Annotated in this window: 16 protein-coding genes; all 16 read left to right on the forward strand. The window is 54.2% G+C overall.

Translation table 11 applies throughout. From position 1 onward, the window contains the following. The first annotated feature begins 9 nt into the window (after positions 1–9). The 16 genes from VMT71_09835 (at position 10) to VMT71_09910 (ending at position 18,227) form a co-directional block, all read left to right on the forward strand. A complete protein-coding gene (locus tag VMT71_09835; protein ID HVN24260.1) occupies positions 10–4,419 on the forward strand; it encodes an FAD-dependent oxidoreductase in 4,410 nt (1,469 codons plus the stop codon). Continuing rightward, positions 4,419–4,847, forward strand: coding sequence for a hydrogenase iron-sulfur subunit (locus VMT71_09840; protein HVN24261.1), 429 nt, complete (start codon positions 4,419–4,421; stop codon positions 4,845–4,847). The genes VMT71_09835 and VMT71_09840 overlap by 1 nt, the downstream gene beginning before the upstream one ends. Positions 4,848–4,991: 144 nt before the next feature. Further along, entirely contained in the window at positions 4,992–5,660 is a 669-nt protein-coding gene (locus tag VMT71_09845; protein HVN24262.1) for a methylenetetrahydrofolate reductase C-terminal domain-containing protein, read from the forward strand. Further along, the gene (locus VMT71_09850) at positions 5,657–6,583 is read left to right on the forward strand and encodes a methylenetetrahydrofolate reductase (protein ID HVN24263.1); all 927 of its coding nucleotides are present in this window, start codon (positions 5,657–5,659) and stop codon (positions 6,581–6,583) included. Before VMT71_09845 ends, VMT71_09850 begins: the two co-directional genes overlap by 4 nt. Positions 6,584–6,894: 311 nt before the next feature. Further along, complete coding sequence (locus VMT71_09855) at positions 6,895–7,884, forward strand: amidohydrolase family protein (GenBank protein ID HVN24264.1); 990 nt, start codon at positions 6,895–6,897, stop codon at positions 7,882–7,884. 246 nt (positions 7,885–8,130) lie between these two features. Continuing rightward, positions 8,131–9,711, forward strand: coding sequence for a tetratricopeptide repeat protein (locus VMT71_09860; protein HVN24265.1), 1,581 nt, complete (start codon positions 8,131–8,133; stop codon positions 9,709–9,711). A gap of 458 nt (positions 9,712–10,169) precedes the next feature. Beyond that, on the forward strand, positions 10,170–10,844 hold the full coding sequence (locus VMT71_09865) for a class I SAM-dependent methyltransferase (protein ID HVN24266.1): 675 nt from the start codon (positions 10,170–10,172) through the stop codon (positions 10,842–10,844). A 41-nt stretch (positions 10,845–10,885) separates the two neighbouring features. After that, positions 10,886–12,319, forward strand: a complete 1,434-nt coding sequence (locus VMT71_09870) for an amino acid permease (protein ID HVN24267.1) — start codon at positions 10,886–10,888, stop codon at positions 12,317–12,319. Between the two features lie 247 nt (positions 12,320–12,566). After that, positions 12,567–13,508 (forward strand): hypothetical protein, encoded by a 942-nt coding sequence (locus tag VMT71_09875; GenBank protein HVN24268.1) that lies wholly within the window; start codon positions 12,567–12,569, stop codon positions 13,506–13,508. Positions 13,509–13,845: 337 nt separating this feature from the next. After that, positions 13,846–14,394, forward strand: a complete 549-nt coding sequence (locus tag VMT71_09880) for a sigma-70 family RNA polymerase sigma factor (protein HVN24269.1) — start codon at positions 13,846–13,848, stop codon at positions 14,392–14,394. A gap of 62 nt (positions 14,395–14,456) precedes the next feature. After that, positions 14,457–14,930 (forward strand): zf-HC2 domain-containing protein, encoded by a 474-nt coding sequence (locus VMT71_09885; GenBank protein ID HVN24270.1) that lies wholly within the window; start codon positions 14,457–14,459, stop codon positions 14,928–14,930. After that, a complete protein-coding gene (locus VMT71_09890; protein HVN24271.1) occupies positions 14,920–15,393 on the forward strand; it encodes a periplasmic heavy metal sensor in 474 nt (157 codons plus the stop codon). The genes VMT71_09885 and VMT71_09890 overlap by 11 nt, the downstream gene beginning before the upstream one ends. A 276-nt stretch (positions 15,394–15,669) precedes the next feature. After that, a complete protein-coding gene (gene chrA / locus VMT71_09895) occupies positions 15,670–16,851 on the forward strand; it encodes a chromate efflux transporter (GenBank protein HVN24272.1) in 1,182 nt (393 codons plus the stop codon). Between the two features lie 161 nt (positions 16,852–17,012). After that, positions 17,013–17,615, forward strand: a complete 603-nt coding sequence (locus VMT71_09900) for a Crp/Fnr family transcriptional regulator (GenBank protein HVN24273.1) — start codon at positions 17,013–17,015, stop codon at positions 17,613–17,615. Between the two features lie 82 nt (positions 17,616–17,697). Further along, entirely contained in the window at positions 17,698–17,844 is a 147-nt protein-coding gene (locus VMT71_09905; GenBank protein ID HVN24274.1) for a hypothetical protein, read from the forward strand. 2 nt (positions 17,845–17,846) lie between these two features. Continuing rightward, positions 17,847–18,227, forward strand: a complete 381-nt coding sequence (locus tag VMT71_09910; GenBank protein ID HVN24275.1) for a hypothetical protein — start codon at positions 17,847–17,849, stop codon at positions 18,225–18,227. Positions 18,228–18,777: the final 550 nt, after the last annotated feature.

Consider the following 18,777-nt stretch of genomic DNA (forward strand, 5'->3'; position numbering starts at 1 on the left):
TGAGGCAACATGGATAAGGTCGGTAAAGTACTCGTTGTCGGCGGCGGCATTGGCGGCATGGAGGCCTCCCTCAACCTGGTAGAGGCTGGTTTCAAGGTCTATCTTGCGGACGAGAAGCCGAACATCGGCGGCAAAATGGCGCAGCTCGACAAGACGTTTCCCACGAACGATTGCTCTATGTGCATCATGGCACCGAAGCTGGTGGAGACAGGAAGAAACCCCAACATAGAGCTTCTCATGGCGAGCGAAGTGGTCGCGCTCGAAGGTGAGCCGGGTAATTTTACCGTCACGCTCAAACGGAGACCGCGAAGGATCATAAAAGAGAAGTGCACCTCCTGTGGCCTCTGTGCTCCTCAATGTCCCCTTGAAGTGCCTGCGGATTACAACGAAGACCTCTCCCGCAGAAGCGCTGCCTATATCAGTTTCCCGCAGGCCATTCCATCCACCTATATGATAGACAGAGAGATCCCTCCCTGCGTGAACAGGTGCCCGGTCAATCTGAACGCGCGTGACTACGTGGGGCTCATTGCACAGGGCAAGTACCTTGAATCGCTCGACGTGATTCGGGAAAGGCTGCCGTTTCCCGGTGTGATCGGCCGCATCTGCAACCATCCCTGCGAAAGTGTCTGTATCAGGGGCGAGAAAGTTGATCAGCCAATCGCGATCTGCGCGCTGAAGAGATTCGTTGCTGATTACGAGATAGGCAAGAGAGAAATACCCGTCCCCGTTGCCGGCCAGGACAGGGGTAAACGCGTTGCCATTGTGGGCGGCGGTCCCTCCGGCATGGCGTGCGCTCTCGATCTGAGAAGGGCAGGCTTCGGAGTAACGATATTTGAGGCGTCCGGCAAATTGGGCGGCATGCTCTACTGGGGCATCCCTGCATACCGGCTTCCCAAAGACGTGCTCGAGCGCGAAACAGCACTGGTCGAAAAGGCGGGCGTCGAGGTTCGCTACAACATAAGGGTCGGGAAAGACATATCCCTGAAAGAGATTCACGAGAAATTCGATGCAGTCTATATCGGTTGCGGTGCCTCCGGCGGAAGAAGGCTCGGCATAGAAGGCGAGGACGCGCGGGGCGTGATGACCGGCATCGAGTTCCTGCGACTCTCCAATGAAAAGAAGCCCCTCCAGCTTGGGAAGAGGGTGATCGTCGTTGGCGGGGGAAATGTTGCTGTGGACGTTGCACTCACGGCCAAGCGTCTCGGGGTGGAAGATGTTCACATGGTCTGCCTCGAGCGCTGGGAAGAGATGCCCGCGAGTAAATCGGAACTGGAGCAGACACTGCAGGAAGGGATAAAGATCCACACTGCGTGGGGACCGAACATCATCAGGGCAGCGGACGGCAGCGTGAAAGGTATTGAGTTCAAAAGGTGCACCAACGTCTTTGACGAATTCGGCCGTTTCAGCCCCTGCTACGACGTGGATGTGGCCAGAGCTTTCAGCGCTGAGACCGTCGTCCTCGCGATCGGCCAGTCGCCCGAGACCGATTTCATGAAGGACCTGAGCAGCACAGAGCCTTTCCGGGGCGGATGGATAAAGGCTGATGCTTGCACGCTGGAGACGGCGGCGAAGGGTGTTTTTGCCGGAGGCGATATTGTCACCGGACCGAGGATGGCGATCGACGCAATAGATCAGGGGCAGAAAGCTGCCGAGTCAATAAAACGTTACCTGGAAGGAAGGGATCTCAGAGAGGGCAGGCTCGCACGCGAGGATGAGCTGGTTCTGCATGCGCCGCTGGATATCGAGCGAAAAGTTCGCGTGGCTATCCCTGCGATCCCGCTGGAACAGAGGACAGGCTTTGATGAAGTCGATCTGACTCTCGACGAAGCCGCAGCCAGAGCCGAGGCAGAGCGGTGCCTGAACTGCAGGAGATGTCTGGGGTGCAAACTCTGCGAAGAGGCGTGTAAACCGGAAGCCGTTAACTACCTGATGGAGGCCACGGAAGAGAAGCTCAATGTCGGGAGTATCGTTGTTGCGGCGGGCCTCACCGAATACGACCCCTCATTGAAGCCGGAACTGGGTTACGGTCAGTACAAGAACGTAGTGACCAGCACAGAGTTCGAGCGGATACTCTCGGCAACCGGTCCTACCTGCAGCATCGTCATGCGTCCGTCTGACGGAAAGATCCCTAAGAAGGTTGCGTGGCTGCAGTGCGTGGGAAGCAGGGACAAGGTGCACGAATACTGCTCGTCGGTCTGCTGCATGTACGCCACCAAAGAAGCATTCATCGCGAAAGAGCATCAGCATGACCTGGAGCCCACTATTTTCTACATGGACGTACGCGCTTTCGGTAAAGGGTTTGACCAGTATTACGAGCGCGCCAAGCATGAGCACGGCATCCGCTATGTAAAATCGGCAATTTCAAGGCTCCTGGAAGATCCGAAGAGTAAGGACATCGAAGTCTTTTACGTTGATGAAGATGGTAACACCAAGTCAGAAATGTTCGACATGGTTGTTCTTTCGGTAGGCATGCGGCCCGCCGAACATCTGGCCAGGCTTGCCGGCGTGCTCGGGGTCGAGCTGAACGAATATGGTTTTGTGAAATCCTCGCCGCGCAACCCGTTGCTGACTACGCGTGAGGGCATTTTTGTGAGCGGGGCGTGCGAGTCTCCTAAAGACATACCGGAGACGGTGACCCAGGCATCCGGTGCAGCATGCGAAGCTGCCAGCGTCATTGCAGAGGCGCGTGGCAAAAACCTTGTCATCAAAGAGCTGCCTGAAGAGAGGGATGTGGCGAATGAAGAACCGCGCATCGGTGTCTTTGTGTGTGATTGCGGCGTCAACATAGCCGGTGTGGTCAATGTGCCCGAAGTTGCGGCGTACGCGAGGAGCCTGCCGAACGTGGTGATTGCAGATGAAAATCTTTTCACGTGTTCACAGGACACGCAGGAGAAGATGAAGAAGGTGCTGGACGAGCAGCGACTCAACCGTGTCATTGTTGCCTCCTGCTCGCCGAGGACCCACGAATTTCTTTTCAGAACAACGATCAGGGAAGCAGGACTCAATAAGTACCTGTTCGAGATGGCCAACATACGTGACCAATGTTCCTGGGTGCATCAGAAAGACAAGGAGAGCGCAACCGAGAAAGCCAAGACCCTTGTGCGTATGGCTGTCATGAATGCCAACGAGATCAAGCCGCTCAAAGAGATCTCGGTCAACGTGAACAAGAAAGCGCTCGTACTGGGCGGCGGCCTTGCTGGCATGACAGCTTCCCTGAAACTCGCCAACCAGAATTTCGAAGTTTTTCTTGTGGAGAAAGAAGCAGAACTGGGTGGCAACATGAGGCATGTCTACGCCACGGTTGACGGCCTCGACACGCAGGAATTCCTCTCCAACCTCATAGAGCAGACTACGGCGCATCCGTTGATCCACGTGATGACAGAAACCAGGGTGGCAGACCATTCGGGGTTCAAGGGCAATTTCGAAACAGGCCTGGTGCATGCTCCCACGAAAAAGGAAACGAAGTTGCAGCACGGCGTTGTGATTGTTGCGACAGGTGGTGAGGAGTTTAAGCCTCGCGGCCTCTACGCGTACGGCGAGGACGAGCGCGTGATGACCCAGATGGAACTGGAAGAAAAGCTGGTCAAGCGCGCACTTCCCAGGGCAGACAGGGTAGCCATGATCCAGTGCGTGGGTTCGCGAAATGATGAGCGCCCCTATTGCAGCAGAATCTGCTGTTCCACGGCGATCAAGAACGCCCTGCATTTAAAAGAGCAGAACCCCGAACGGGACGTGGTTATCCTCTACAGGGATATCATGACCTATGGATATCTGGAAAAATACTACCTCAAGGCGAGACGGGAAGGCGTACGCTTCATCAGATATGATAAAGAGAGACCGCCTGTACTCAATGCAGCAAATGGCCGGCTGGTGCTCTCCTGCTTCGACCCTTCCATCATGGAAGAATTGCAACTCGAGGCTGACCTGCTGGCGCTCTCGTCCGCGGTTATCCCCAGGGAGAATGCAGACTTGGGCACGCTACTGAAATGCGCCAGGACCAACGAGGGCTTCTTCCTCGAAGCACACATGAAACTTCGTCCGGTCGACTTTGCATCCGACGGCCTTTACCTGGCCGGGCTTGCCCATTCCCCGAAAAATATCAGGGAGAGTATAACGCAGGCCGAAGCGGCCGTTGCAAAGGCATGTACCATACTAGCCAAGGAGAAGCTCATGGTCGGCGGCGTCGTGGCTGACGTCACGGCCGACAAATGCGCTGCCTGCCTGAGCTGCGTGAGAGTCTGTCCGTACCACGTCCCGGTCATCAATGAGAAGGGCGAAGCGGAAATAGACGTGAGCAAATGCAAGGGTTGCGGCACCTGTGTGTCAGAGTGCCCGGCCAAGGCGATTGAGTTGATGCATTACAGGGACGTGCAGATCGTTGAAAAAGCAGGCGCACTCGTGGCGCGAGGAGCACAGTGATGGGAACATTCGAGCCGGAAATTATCGCATTCTGCTGTGAGCACTGAGCGTACACTGCCGCGGACCTGGCAGGTTCGATGCGACTCAATTATCCGACGAACGTGAAGGTGCTCAAAGTGCCTTGCACAGGAAGAGTGGATGTAATCCACATGCTCAAGGCATTTGAGGATGGCGCTGATGGGGTTTACCTGGCAGGCTGTCTGGAAGGAGAATGCCATTTCCTGGTGGGTAACCTCAGGGCCAAGAAACGTGTCGGCTATGCCAGGCAACTGCTGGATGAATGCGGTGTCGGTGCAGAACGTTTGGCCATGTACAACCTGTCTTCAGCCCAGGGGCAGCGTTTTGCAGAGATTGCCCGGGAGATGACGGAAAAGATCAGGCAGTTGGGACCGAACCCCACGAAGAAGAGGGTGAGCAGTGAGCAGTGAGCAGTGGAAAGATGGAGTAAGTTTGCGGCACCGCACAACATATCGTTTGAAGGCGTGCAATAGAGTTGCGCATACAACGGTCGGGTTGGTTGTTCTCACTCAACTGCTCACTGTTTACTGCTCACTTTTGACAAGGAGTCAGATATGATCGTAGCGAATAGAAAACCCTTTGAAGAGCTTGTCGAATTCATCAAACCGTACTCGAAAATACTGCTCCTGGGTTGCAATGAGTGTGTTACCGTCTGCGCAACAGGCGGAGCCAAAGAAGTGGCAATACTTGCCTCCGAGTTGAAGATGCACAGGGAAAAGGAGGGAAGGCCGATAGAAATCACCGAGCACGTGATCGAGCGCAATTGTGATCCGGAGTATGTCGAGAGCCTCAAGAGTGTTATTGGCGACACCGAGATGATCCTCTCGATGGCATGTGGTTGCGGCATCCAGTTCGTAGCTGAGCATTACAGAGAGAAGCTCGTCCTGCCCGCGGTGAATACGACATTTGACGGCGTGACCGAAGAACACGGTGTCTGGGCAGAGCGTTGCCTCGGATGCGGCAACTGCATTCTCGATAAAACACTCGGTATATGCCCGGTCACCCGCTGTGCGAAAAGCATCTTCAACGGGCCGTGCGGCGGGTCTCAGGGTGGAAAGTGCGAGGTGAACAAGGATATTCCATGCGGTTGGCAGCTCATCGTCGACAGGTTGAAGGAGATGAACATGCTCGACAGGTATCTGGAGATACAGCCGCTTAAAGACTGGTCGACGAGCCGCGATGGGGGCCCGAGAAAACGGGTAAGGGAGGATCTGAAGATATGAGCGCGAGCAATCTGGAGAAAATCCTGAAAAGCGGGAATTTCGCCGTTACAGGCGAATGCGGTCCCCCGAGAGCAGCGGACGCGGAAGTGGTCAGGAAGAAAGGGGCTCACCTGAAGGGATACGTGGACGGGGTGAACGTAACCGACAACCAGACGAGCGTGGTAAGAATGTCCAGCATGTCAGCCTCACTTGTTCTGAAGGAAATGGGCTTCGATCCTATTATGCAGATGGTCTGCAGGGACAGAAACAGAATTGCGATACAGAGCGATATTCTGGGAGCGTCTGCATTGGGCATCAATAATCTTCTCTGTCTTTCCGGGGACCATCAGCGCTTCGGTGATCATCCCACGGCAAAGAACGTGTACGATATAGATTCAATGCAGCTCATCCAGACGGTCAAAAGGCTTCGCGATGATGGCAAATTCCTGGGCGGCGAAGAGGTGAAAGGCACGCGGCCCGATCTCTTTATCGGATGCGCTGAAAACCCCTTTGCCGATCCCTTTGAGATAAGGGCCATGCGTTTGGCAAAGAAAGCAGCAGCCGGAGCACAGTTTGTGCAGACCCAGTGCATCTTCAACGTGCCGAAGTTTGAAAAATGGATGGAGATGGTGCGGGATCTTGGCGTGCATGAGAAGGTTTACATCCTCGCGGGCATAACGCCATGCAAGTCCATCGGCATGGCACGGTACATGAAAACTTCTGTGCCCGGTATGGACGTGCCCGATGAGTTGATCGATCGTCTGAAGGGTGTTCCAAAAGAGAAGGTCGCGGAAGAGGGGATAAAGATCGCTGTTGAGATGATCGAGCAGGTCCGGCAGATCAAAGGTGTTGCCGGGGTCCACATCATGGCCATTGAATGGGAAGAGAAAGTTCCGGAGATGGTTAAGGCAGCGGGGCTTTATCCCAGACCAAGTGTGAATTGAATCGTTGAGTTGTTAAGTAGTTGAGTGGTTGACTAATAAGGGGCTTACCGCGCATACGGTTGAGCCCCTTTTCGTTAGGAATCAGCACCCGTTCGGATTCGAGACGGTGCCACCACCTTTCGAAAGGTAATGGTGCAACCTTTTTCACGCCAACAACCGAAATGGAGTGGTGCGTGATTATTCCTGACACTCTATCCTTCAGACAAGAAGGTTAGGTGCATTGGTTAAGTGCATTTCGCTTGACAGCTTGTGTGTAATCACATAGTCTTGCCGGAGGCCCGACGAACGACCGCCATGAAGGAGGTGCCGACATGTCAGAAGCGGCAGAAGTGTCAAAAAAGAGGATGCGGACGATTACAGTGGAGGAGCACTTCATGACCTCTGCCTTCCTGAACGCTACAGGGGACCCGGCCACGCCGGCGGCGGGCAGGTTGCAAGATATAGCGGCCGATCTCGGGGAACGTAGGATCGCTGATATGGACGCAGCAGGTATCGATGTTCAAGTACTTTCTCTGAACTCCCCCGGAGTGGAACAACTCGACGCGACTGAGGCAATCAAACTGGCCCGCGACTCAAATGATATAGTCGCAGATGCGGTGCAACGCCACCCGACGCGTTTCGCCGGGTTCGCCAGCTTGCCCACCATGTCTCCGGAAACTGCCGCTGAGGAATTGGAGCGCACGGTCCGTAAGCACGGCTTCAAGGGAGCATGCATCAATGGTCACACCAGGGGTCGTTACCTTGACGACAAGTTCTTCTGGCCAATCCTGGAGCGTGCCGAAGCACTCCAGGTGCCACTGTACCTCCATCCAACCCCGCCTCCGCGGGCGATCGTCGAGGCTTATTACAAAGGGAACTACGCACCAGAGGTGGCGAAGATTCTGTCGACTTCAGGTTGGGGATGGCACATTGAAACCGCAACTCATACTCTCCGCCTCATTCTGAGCGGAGCATTCGATCAATATCCGCGCTTGCAGCTTATCATTGGCCACTTGGGAGAAGCCCTTCCATTTATGCTTCCCAGAATAGATCGCAACCTGCCGATGGCAGTGACGAAACTGCGTCGCCCGACCGGCGTTTATCTGCGAGAGAACGTCTACTACACGATCAGCGGTTTCAACTTCACCCCTCCATTCCTTGACCTGTTCTCTGAGGTGGGTGCCCACCGAATCATATTCTCGGCCGACTATCCCTATGGTTCATTGACGGAGGCGCTCCAATTCTTAGAACAACTCCCGGTGAGCCCAGCCGACAAAGAGAGAATCGCACACGGCAACGCAGAGCTTCTCCTGCGACTTTGACACTGCAGACGACTTTCCCGAGAAAACTTCTTCCAGAGACGAAGACTGTGTGGTATGGGAGAAGGGTTGTTTGAGATCATTGGAACGGTGAACACAAAAGCCCTAGGACCCCTGCCCTCATCAGGCGGTTTTCAAAATAGGGTTTAGCGATTTCAGCAATTGCTTCCTCCTACTGCTCACGTTTGCGTTTCTTCTTGACCATCAATGTTTCACGTGGTAACCGTAAGGACAGAGCGTATCGCAAATATGAAGCCGACACTAACCGACGGAGAAGCGTCCCCACCAATAGCCGTGGCTGATCTCTTTGAGAAAGCCACGAAATTGCATGGCCACTCGCAGTTGGACGAGGCGATTGCCGTCTATCGGGAGGTGCTCCGACTCGATGAGCGTTTTCATCCAGCATGGTACGCGCAGGGCTGCGCCTGGGAGAAGAAAGGGTATGAAGCCACAGCGCTAGACTGTTTCCGGAAGGCGCTATCGCTCGCGCCGGAGCAGGGTGAGACGCATCACAACTTGGGCAAGGTTCTCCACAAACTCGGATTGACTGATGAGGCGATAGAAAGGTTCCGGGGAGCGCTGACCTTGGGCAAAGGGTTTTTGCCGCGGACTGCAATTGCCACACTGATCCCAGGCAGCCCGAGCGCAACCAACAGCACCGTTCTGGAAGCGCGACGTTCTTGGGCGGAAACCCACCTTCCACCTCTCGACCCTTATAAAAACTTCCTACGTGCGTCAGTTCAGGGCCGTCGGATAAGAGTCGGCTATTTGTCCTCCTTTCTTCAGTCGCACAACTGGATGAAGCCTGTGTGGGGGCTTCTTAACCATCATAATCGGGACCGCTTCGAGATTTTCATTTTCTCGGATTGTCCGGAAGCAGCGTGCCGCCCGTGTTATCGAAAGCATCCTGTGGACCGCTACCACGACATAACCGGGCTTTCCAACCAGGCGACTGCCGAGTGGATCGAAAGGTGTAACTTGGATCTTCTGGTGGATCTCAACGGGTACAGTAGGGTTGACCGACTGGCAGTCATCGCCCTCAAGCCCGCCCCTGTTATCATCGGATGGTTCAACCTGTATGCCACTTCTGGTATGGCTTGTTATGACTACGTGATCGGTGATGATGTGGTTATCCCTCCCGAGGAAGAACAATTCTACACGGAGAAGGTGCTCCGTGTTCCCGGATGCTATCTCACATTCGAGGTCCTGTACCCGGTACCGGATGTGGTTGATCCACCCATTCTCTCCACCCGGAAATTGACGTTCGGATGTCTGGCATCTCAGTACAAAATAACCGAGCCGGTGGTAGAAGCGTGGGCGTGTATCCTCGCCTCCGCTCCAGACGCACGGCTGTTCTTGAAGAATGCCACGCTCGACTCTCCGGCGAACCAGGAGTTTCTTGAAAAACGTTTTGAATCTCACGGCGTGGCGCGAGACCGGATCACCATGGAAGGCTCTGCCAATCATTTTGACTTTCTGGCGGCCTACGGCTGCGTGGACTTGGCCTTGGACACTTTCCCCTATAATGGGGGCACGACCACATCAGAGGCTGTCTGGCAGGGAGTGCCGGTGATCACGTTTCGTGGAGATCGATGGGCTGCGCGTCAAAGCGCTTCCATCAACAGGGCAGCCGGTCTGACAGAATTCATCTGCAGGAGCCTCGACGATTATATCTCCTGCGCCATTGCTCTGGCCAAGCATCCCGACACACCCGCGCGGCTAAGGGGGCTGCGTCATACCATGCGGAACCGTCTTGCTTGCTCCCCACTCTGCGATACAGTAAATTTCGCAAGGAACATCGAGATCCTGTATGAGCGCGTCTTACAATAGATTTGATTTCTTGCTTCCTGAAAAGTGAGCATGCAGTTATTTCTCGCACGGTGCGCTGTTATGAACGGAAAGCGTTGATCTCACACGTCGCGGAAGTCAAGGAGAAGCTCACCGGTGACCGGTACGCAATTTCGTAGTCGGGGCCGAGACATGGGCATGCGGTTTGCGCTGCCGAGAAGCTGATCACTGCCTTACTTTGGTTTGATTACTTCGTTTGCGGGACTTCCCAGTCGGCCACAGCAAGCCGCAACTATTTCTTTTGGAACAAAATCGAAACACAATCGTCTAATACATCAGATGCCAGATGAGCGAGCGCAGTCTTGTCTGATTCGAACCGAAAGAGTGCACTGGACGTGGTTGACTTCAGATAAGAGCCCCTCTGACGAAACTGCCTTTATCAGCCGTCATAGAAAAGAGTTGCACGACCGCAACCGGTCAACTATTCCCGGAGGTGAAGAATGATCCGAGTTTCATTCGTCTCAACGTTTTTAGTTACCCTGGTATGTGCCCTAGTATCTGTAATACCTGTAGCTGCTCAGACGCATCACGACACCGCTCACCATAGCTTTCAGGGCGCGGCGCAATGGGCGAAGGAGTTCGACGACCCGGACCGTGATTCGTGGCAAAAGCCCCATGAAGTGATCCAGGCGCTGGCACTCAAACCCGATGCGGTCGTTGCGGACATCGGTTCCGGCACCGGTTACTTCACGGTGAGGATTGCCCACATGGTACCAAAAGGCAAGGTCTACGGGGTTGACACCGAGCCCGACATGATGAAGTACCTCACCGAGCGCGCAAAAAGCATGGGGTTAACCAACGTCATCCCGGTGCAGGCTGCTCCGGATGATCCGCGCCTGCCCGAAAAAGTGGACCTGATCATCATCGTGGACACGTTCCATCACATCGAAAATAGGGCCCGCTACCTCACGAAGCTTCACGATTCGCTGAAACCGGACGGACGTATCGCGATCATCGACTATCGCATGGATTCGCCGGACGGTCCTCCGGTTAGCGCGCGCAGCACGCCCGACCAGCTCAAAGCCGAACTCAGTGCTTCGGGATACTCCTTCCTGAAGCAGTACGACTTCCTGCCGAAGCAGTATTTTCTGATTTTCGAACAGGCAAAGAAGTGATGCCTGGTCACCGCAGCAACCGGTAGAAAAGGATCAGCCGAATGGATAACCACAAGCTACGCACGCCCGGCCTCACCAGGCAAATTGGCTTCTTCTCCGCGACTATCGTCGTCATAGCCAACATGGTCGGTACCGGCGTCTTCACCACCTCCGGCTTTGTTGCCCGGGACGTTGCCCATCCGGTACCGCTTCTTCTCTGCTGGCTCGTGGGCGGCATCTTCGCCCTCTGCGGGGCGCTCTGCTATGGCGAACTCGGTTCTCGCTTTCCGAAGGCGGGAGGGGACTACGCCTATCTTAAACAAGCTTTTGGGCCCATGCCCGCCTTCCTATCCGGCTGGGTATCCCTGGCCGTCGGTTTTTCCGCCCCCATTGCCGCGTCCGCCATTGCCTTCTCTGCCTATCTCACAAAAGCCTTCTCGCTCCCCTCGGTGACGCTTTTCACGTTTACCCTTTTCGGACGGGATATTGTCCTCGTTTCTACCGCAAGCTTTATGGCGGTCCTCGCCGTTATCGTCCTTTCGCTTGTCCACATGCATAGTGTCCGGTTAGGCAGCCGAGTGCAGGGGGTGCTGACTGTGTTCAAGCTCGCCGTGATTGCGGCTTTCATTGTGGGGGGCTTCCTCGTGGGGCGTGGCTCCCTCTCTCATTTTTCGAGTGAGTTCAGAGTGACGTCCCTCGTTGGCGGAGGGTTCGCCACATCGCTCATCTTCATCTCGTTTGCCTATAGCGGTTGGAATGCAGCCGCTTACCTGGGCGGCGAGATAAGGAACCCAGGACGCAACATACCTCTTTCCCTCTTTGCCGGCACCCTTACCGTGATCATCAGCTATCTCGCGCTCAACGCCGTCTACATCTATGCACTGCCCATCGGCGAGATGCGCGGTGTTCTGGAGGTCGGAGAAAAAGCGGCGTCAGCTCTCTTCGGGGACGGTACGGGTCGGTTGCTCACCGGCGCTATCGCCGTGGGCCTTCTCTCTGCCCTGAGCGCCATGATTCTCACGGGGCCGAGGGTTTATTATGCGATGTCAAGGGACGGAGCATTCTTTGCCCGCTTCGGGAGGGTGCACGACCGGCGCCAAACGCCTGTGCTTGCCATCGTGCTGCAGGCAACGATCTCGATCAGCATGATCCTCACCTCCTCGTTCGAGAAGCTTCTTTTGTATATCGGATTCACCCTCTCCCTTTTTTCAATCCTCACCGTTATCGGGCTCCTCCGCCTCAAAACTACACAGAAGGTTGCAGCCGGCGCCTACCGCACGTTCGGCTATCCCGTCACCCCTCTCGTATTTATCGCAGGCAACGGGATAATCGTTTGTCTGATGCTCCTCGAGAACCCTGCCACCGTCTTCTGGGGCCTTTTCACCATCGGCATCGGGGCTGTTTTCTACTGGCGCCTAAGGCCGCGGAAGTCGGCGGCTCATCCTGGAGCAGTTGCAATTCGTTCTCCCTTGAACGTGCTGGACGGCAACACGTGAAGGATCAGGGGCAGATGCGAGGTCTTGGCTCCGGTTCGTAAGGACGACGTGGTCAAGGCAGCAAAGACCAGCGCTACGTCGAGGACAGTACTGCAGTTGAGTTCGCCGGATAGCATGAGCCTTTGGTTTGTGACTGCACATCAAGAAAAACGTTGCTGCTAAAATTCCTTGGAACAAAATCGAATCTCAATCGTCTAAACAAGAAAGCCCGCAATCTGATCATATTAAAGGTAAAAGGAGATTGTTCATGAGTCAGCATCTGTATCGGAAAATGTTTTCAGCTAAACTGCGTCAAATAAGCATGTTTGGTGCTCTTTTGATGGTCGCTCTTTTGTGCTCTTCCGCTTACGCGGCGGCGCCGAAAGCCGTGGTCGTCATCCAGCCCATGTGCAGTGAAGGACTGGCTGCCGGCTACCCGTTCGAGGCGTGGGTCTATTTTGACAAATCCCCGGACCCGTATGTACCGGGCTATGCCTTTCCCGCAGGCGCAACCTTCCGGTTTACGTTCCCTCAAGCGTTCACACCGCAGTCGGCCCATGCCCCTCAGGCGGTCCTTTTGAACGGATGGACGCACGGATCGATAGATTCGCCATTTACCGTGGGCCTCGATCCTCAGGACCCCCGTACGATTGTCCTCAAGCTCACGGCTGCGCTTCCTGCGGGACCGCCGGAACGCCCGGGGCTCAAATCGATCCACCTGCGCTGGGGACCTACGAACCCTCAGGCTGGGGACTACCCCATCGCCATTGAGTACGTGGATGCCGGTGATTTATCAGGCAAGACGCAGGCGATTGCCACTATCACCCCAAAACCCGTACCGAACGTGGCGGCGTATAACCAGCTTCACGCTTTCAAAAACGAGAACTGGCAACGCGTTAAAGTGGGTCAGGAGACTGGCCTTCCCATAGATATTCTTGTGACGTTGCCTGATACCTGTCGTTCAGCGATTTCACTGAAGCCATCCTCAGGTGGAAACCTTGAAATCCTGAGTGACGGCAAGTCCATCGGAACAGTGACCTTGAGCGGTGTTCCTGTCATTCTCAAGCCCGAGCCGTTCGGTCCCGGTTACTCACGTCTCGGCATCGCGCGGTTTCACGTAACTGCGGGATCAACGCCCGGCACGGCGGGGATCAGAACCCAGCTTGCGGGCGGACCGGCATACGATTTCGTCGTAGTGGTCGAGAAATAGTCATACGGTTTGCAGCATCACGAGGCTGATTACTGTCTTACCCCAGCCTGATCGGCTCACTCCGGCAATTCCCGGTCGATGCTGCAAACCGATTTTTTTTGAACAAAATCGACACTTAATCGTCTAATATATCAGACGATATGTGCGATACCGCAGCTTGGTTTCATTCCGACGGCGAAAACTGGGCAAGCCATGGTCTGACGTCAAGCGAGGGACCCACATGGGTCGGAGATTTGATGTCCGCCTCTATTCTGTCAGTGGTCATCGTATTCTTCTCCATGCATAGCGATTCTTCGCTGTCAGCGAGCTGGCAAACCCTGCGTACAACGGCGCAGTCATGACGCCCTTTGCTGACGATCCAGACTTGGCCAGGCGTTGCATTGCGGGGGATCTTTCAGCGTTTGGTGAGCTGGTCCGCAAATATCAGGATAAAATTTACAACCTCTGCTGCTACATGCTTCAGGATAGCGACAGCGCCCGGGACGCCGCGCAAGAGACTTTCCTGAAGGCCTACAGCAACGTCAAGGAGTTCAGGGCCGAGTCCGCCCTCTATTCATGGCTTTACCGCATCGCCGTCAACACCTGCCTCGACCACAAGAAGAAAGCCCGCCCGGATCAGCTTGAAGACGAGTCCCTGCTCACTGATCTGGCTTCGTCTGAACCAACCCCCGAGCGGCTCTATCAGGCAAAGGAGCTCGGTCGCACGCTACAGGCTGCGCTCCAGAAACTTCCGGAGGAGATGAGGGCATCCATCATTCTCAAGGAAATGGAGGGACTCTCGTATGAGGAGATAGCAGAGGTGCTGCACGTCTCTCTGGGGACCGTGAAATCAAGGATATCAAGGGCGCGCGAAGAACTGCGCCGGCTCTTACAAGGCAAGGTGTAGCATGAAAACATTGTTTGAACAAAATCAGCTTTCAATCGTCTAACACTATGGAGGGAGAAACAATGAAGTGTTCACAAATAAAAGAATTAATCTCCCGGTATGTTGATGATGATCTTGGCCCGGATGAACAAGAGGCCTTTACCCTGCATATCCGGGATTGCGCAGACTGCACAAAGGAACTTGAGGAGATCCAGGCGATCCATACGCTTTTCGCCTCTGCAGACAGATTCGAGGCGCCCCATGGCTTCGCCACCAGAGTCGTGGCACATCTTGAGGAAAGGGAACCTTCACGGTTCTGGGGTTTCCTCGCGTTCCATCGCACGTTACTACGTGCGGCGGAGCTCGTGCTGGCGCTCGTCGTCTTCATGGTCGGCATCATCTCAGGCAACGTGTTGATGGCAGACAGAACGTCCGAAAAGCAGACAATTCTGGCGAACGTGCACTCATCCTTTTCACTCGATCTCTTTCAGGCCACACCCCCCGGCTCTGTTGGAGGTGCGTATGTCAGTCTGGTGGGGGCTGCCGATGAGAGATAACATCCTAAAGTACCTTCTGATCGTCTCCGTGATCCTCAATTTGTCCTTTCTCGGTGCCGCCGGCTACACCCATTACAAGCAGTCGGCCTATCGGCGTCCACCGACCATGCATGAGCTTCATACGGGCGGCGCTCATCTCTTCGAGAGCCTCTCACTCAAACCGGAGCAACTCAAAGCGTTCCAGGATAAGGCGTTACCGTTTCACGAACAGATGACGAAGAAAAGAGAGGAAGTCGATAGGCTGAGAGCCATTCTCTTTGGCCTCATGCGTGAGGATCATCCGGATCAGAGAGCAATCGAAGCTACGATAGCCCAGATCAACGCAACACAGCAGGAGATGCAGAAAACCATTGTTACCCACATGCTTGACTTCAAGTCGATGCTCAATGCCGAACAGCAGAAAAAGTTTCTCGATATGGTTGAGAGTGCGATGGCGCAGCAGCGGCAGGGTATGTACCCCTGATCGCCGGGGCCAGTTTCATTTATATTACAAGATAGGATTATGATGAAAGAAAGGAGACGAGCATAATGTGCGGCTGTACATGCGAGCATTCGGGAAAACTGAAGGGGAAGCCGCGTGAGTGCTCACCAGAGCAGATCAAGGAATGCCACGGAAACGAGGAGTATCCTTGCGAGAAAGAAGAACACAAGTAATAGTTGTCGACCTCCTGCTCAGGGCTGTTGCAGGCAGTTGATTTCAAACTGTAGCCTAAAGAAAACCTGAAGGATGGAACTTGTAGTGAAAAGAGGAGAGATATCCGAAGCGCCGGCAGATAACCTGCCGAGCCTGACAGATCTTTTTCTTTTGTTCCTGCGCCTTGGCGCCACGGCCTTCGGGGGACCGGCGATGATCCCTTACGTCGGCGAATTCGTGGTGAAGCGCAAGAAATGGATGGATCCGCAGACCTTCAAAGGAGGCGTTGTCCTCGCCCAATCCATTCCGGGCGCCACCCTCATGCAGACGGTGGCGTACGTGGGCCTGCAGAAGAGGGGCTTGCCTGGCGCACTCGTGTCATACATTGGCTTCGGCCTTCCGGCCTTCCTGCTTATGCTCGGCTTTTCCGCTGTCTATGCCGCATACGGAAGCCTGCCACGGGTAACATCCGTTTTTTCAGGACTTCAGGTAATCGTCATCGCCATCGTCGCAAACGCCACCTATACGTTCGGCAGAAGCTCCATAAAACACTATATACATGTGTTACTTGCGGTCGCCTCTGCGTTGGCCTTTTGGGTGGGTGTGAGCCCCTTCTATGTCATTCTCGGGGCAGCGCTTGCGGGTATATGCTTGTTAAAAGGAACACCTGAGACACAGCCGTCAAAAATACAGAAGAAACGCATTTCTCCCATCCCTGTTGCCAGTCTTCTTGCAATTCTGGCTACCGGACTTGCTTTTCTTTACCTCGTCCGTCCCGATCTTCTCAGACTGGTCCTCCTGATGATGAAGGTCGACCTTTTTGCCTTCGGCGGAGGCTTTGCTTCCCTGCCTCTGATGCTCCAGGAGGTTGTGCATGTGAGGGGTTGGATGGACGCGCAGACATTCATGGACGGCATAGCCCTGGGTCAGGTAACGCCCGGGCCGATAGTCATCACCGCAGCGTTTGTGGGATACCTGACGCATCGCGTCCTGGGTGCCATCGTTGCGACGGTCGGAATTTTCGGCCCTTCGTTCGTATTGGTCATCCTTATAGAGCCATTCTTCAACAGGCTGAAAAGTTCGGCCGTGTTCCTAAAAGCTACGCAAGGCGTCCTTGCCTCCTTCGTGGGACTCCTCCTTTACGTGGTCATAAGATTTTCAATTGCGGTGCCCTGGGACCTTTTCCGCGTGCTGATCGTACTGGCCTCCCTGATTGCACTTTTCAAGAAGGTGGATCTTTTGTACATTGTATTGATCGGGGCAGCGCTATCCCTGGCCCTGTTCTAGCCGTGAAAGCTGCAAGCCCGAAGGCTTTGCGTGTGTGTAACTGAAAGAGTCAGCCTCCACACTCACTTCCTGAAAGAGCGCGTGATGCTGTTTCCCTTGATGTGCGTGCTTTAGGGTGGTAACGTGGTAATGTACCGCACAGGAGTGTTGAGATCAACCAAGTGAAACGAGATTACAGAGACCAGTTGTTCACCCTGTTTCCGCTGGACGAAAAGAGCTTTGAGGAATTGTTCAATGCTGTCTCTTTCAAAGAGGTGCCTTCGGGGACCATCCTGTTATCGGAGGGCGAAATCGCGACGAAACTACTCATTGTCATCAATGGGTGCTTGAGGGAATACTTCATCAAGGAAGACGGCAAGGAGATCACGTTCCAGTTCTTTGTAGAGAACCAGATGGTCGCCTCATTCGAAAGCGCAACGACAGGGACGCCCAGCAGGCTCTACGTAGAGACCATTGAGGATTCGATAATTGGATTTATCCCGATGAAAACCCTTGAAGTAATTGTCAGTAAGTGTGTTTCCATGAGGGCGGGTTTCAGCAGGTTTCTCATGAAAAGGCTGGTTTATTATATGAACCGTTGTTCTTCGTATATACTCGACAACCCGGAAAAGAGATACCTTAAACTGCTAGAGGAGAACGCTGACCTGGTTGCAAGATTGCCCAAGCAGTATGTCGCATCGTATCTGGGCGTTACCCCTGTCTCATTGTCCCGCATCAGGAGCAGATTAAGAAAAAGAGATACCAAGACAATTAACGATTGTTAATTACAGGCCACCGCTTCCGCGCCATACTTAGAATGCAATTGCAGTTTGGTCTTACAGAATCCGTCAGGTATGGAGCGGATCAATGAATACTATTAAAGGCATCTCTATTTCGCCAACAAACAACTTCTATCTGCACCTGCTCAAATTTGCCGTTTTTGTCATCATAGCCAGTACCGGCTCTCTCATCCAGATTGAATACCATATGCACAGATTGCCGGAGGGTTACTAGGCTTGGACAAGTCCGGATGGGAATCGCTGCATAAGATATCGGCAACCATCTTTCTAGCGGGGAGAGGAGGGCATTGTTCGCTGAACTGGAGATTTGTCTCGGTAAGCATCAGGCACATCTTTCATTGGAAGCTCATAACCTCCGCCCCGCTCTCGTACTGGTTATTCCTGATATGCGTACCTACATGCCTTACTGCAATGGCATCATGGATTCTGTTGGGCCCCAAGGATAAGCTAAGATTCCTCCTCATTGAAAGTCACGACAAGCTCGGCTGGTTTCTAATCACGCTCGCGACTATCCACGTTGTGTCCCGTGCGAGGAGGATGACAAGGGCCTATCGCAAGCTGACCCGGGAGACTGTTGACAAAGATCAAGAAGAGTGAGGACAACGTGCATGTGGAGAGGGATAAAGGGTACCGCGTATATCCGCTTCGATTCAAGAAAGTGTAACGCCTGCTGGAAATGCGTCGATGCGTGCTCGGCAAATGTTTTCGACAAAATTAATGTCTTCGTGCATAAGCACGCCAAGATCGTACATCAAGAGCGTTGCACGGGCTGCCTGGAATGCGCGAGAGCTTGCGATTACGGAGCGATCGATCCTGTTATTGAAAGTGCTGGATAGATTCCACCATGTTGTCTGTGGCAAGGCTGAGCGCTTCGGGTCCAGACCGCCGCACCAGTTGTAGGTGAAGCACTCAATTCGAATGGGCCTGCAAAATTCACGATTAGCTTTCCCCTCGCGATTTCTAAGGATGTCTTCCTGAAACATGCAGATTGTACGAGAAGCTTCCACGTGCTACATTACGGTTGAAAAGCTGCTGCGATGAGTTCCAAAAGCATGAGTGATAATGCCACGCCCCACAGCGCATCCGTGTATGATGCGGAAATATTCAGGACCGTGCCATTCTATAGCCTTTTTCACACCGAAACCAT

The sequence above is a fragment of the Syntrophorhabdales bacterium genome (assembly GCA_035541455.1).
Lineage (GTDB): Bacteria > Desulfobacterota > Syntrophorhabdia > Syntrophorhabdales > WCHB1-27 > JADGQN01.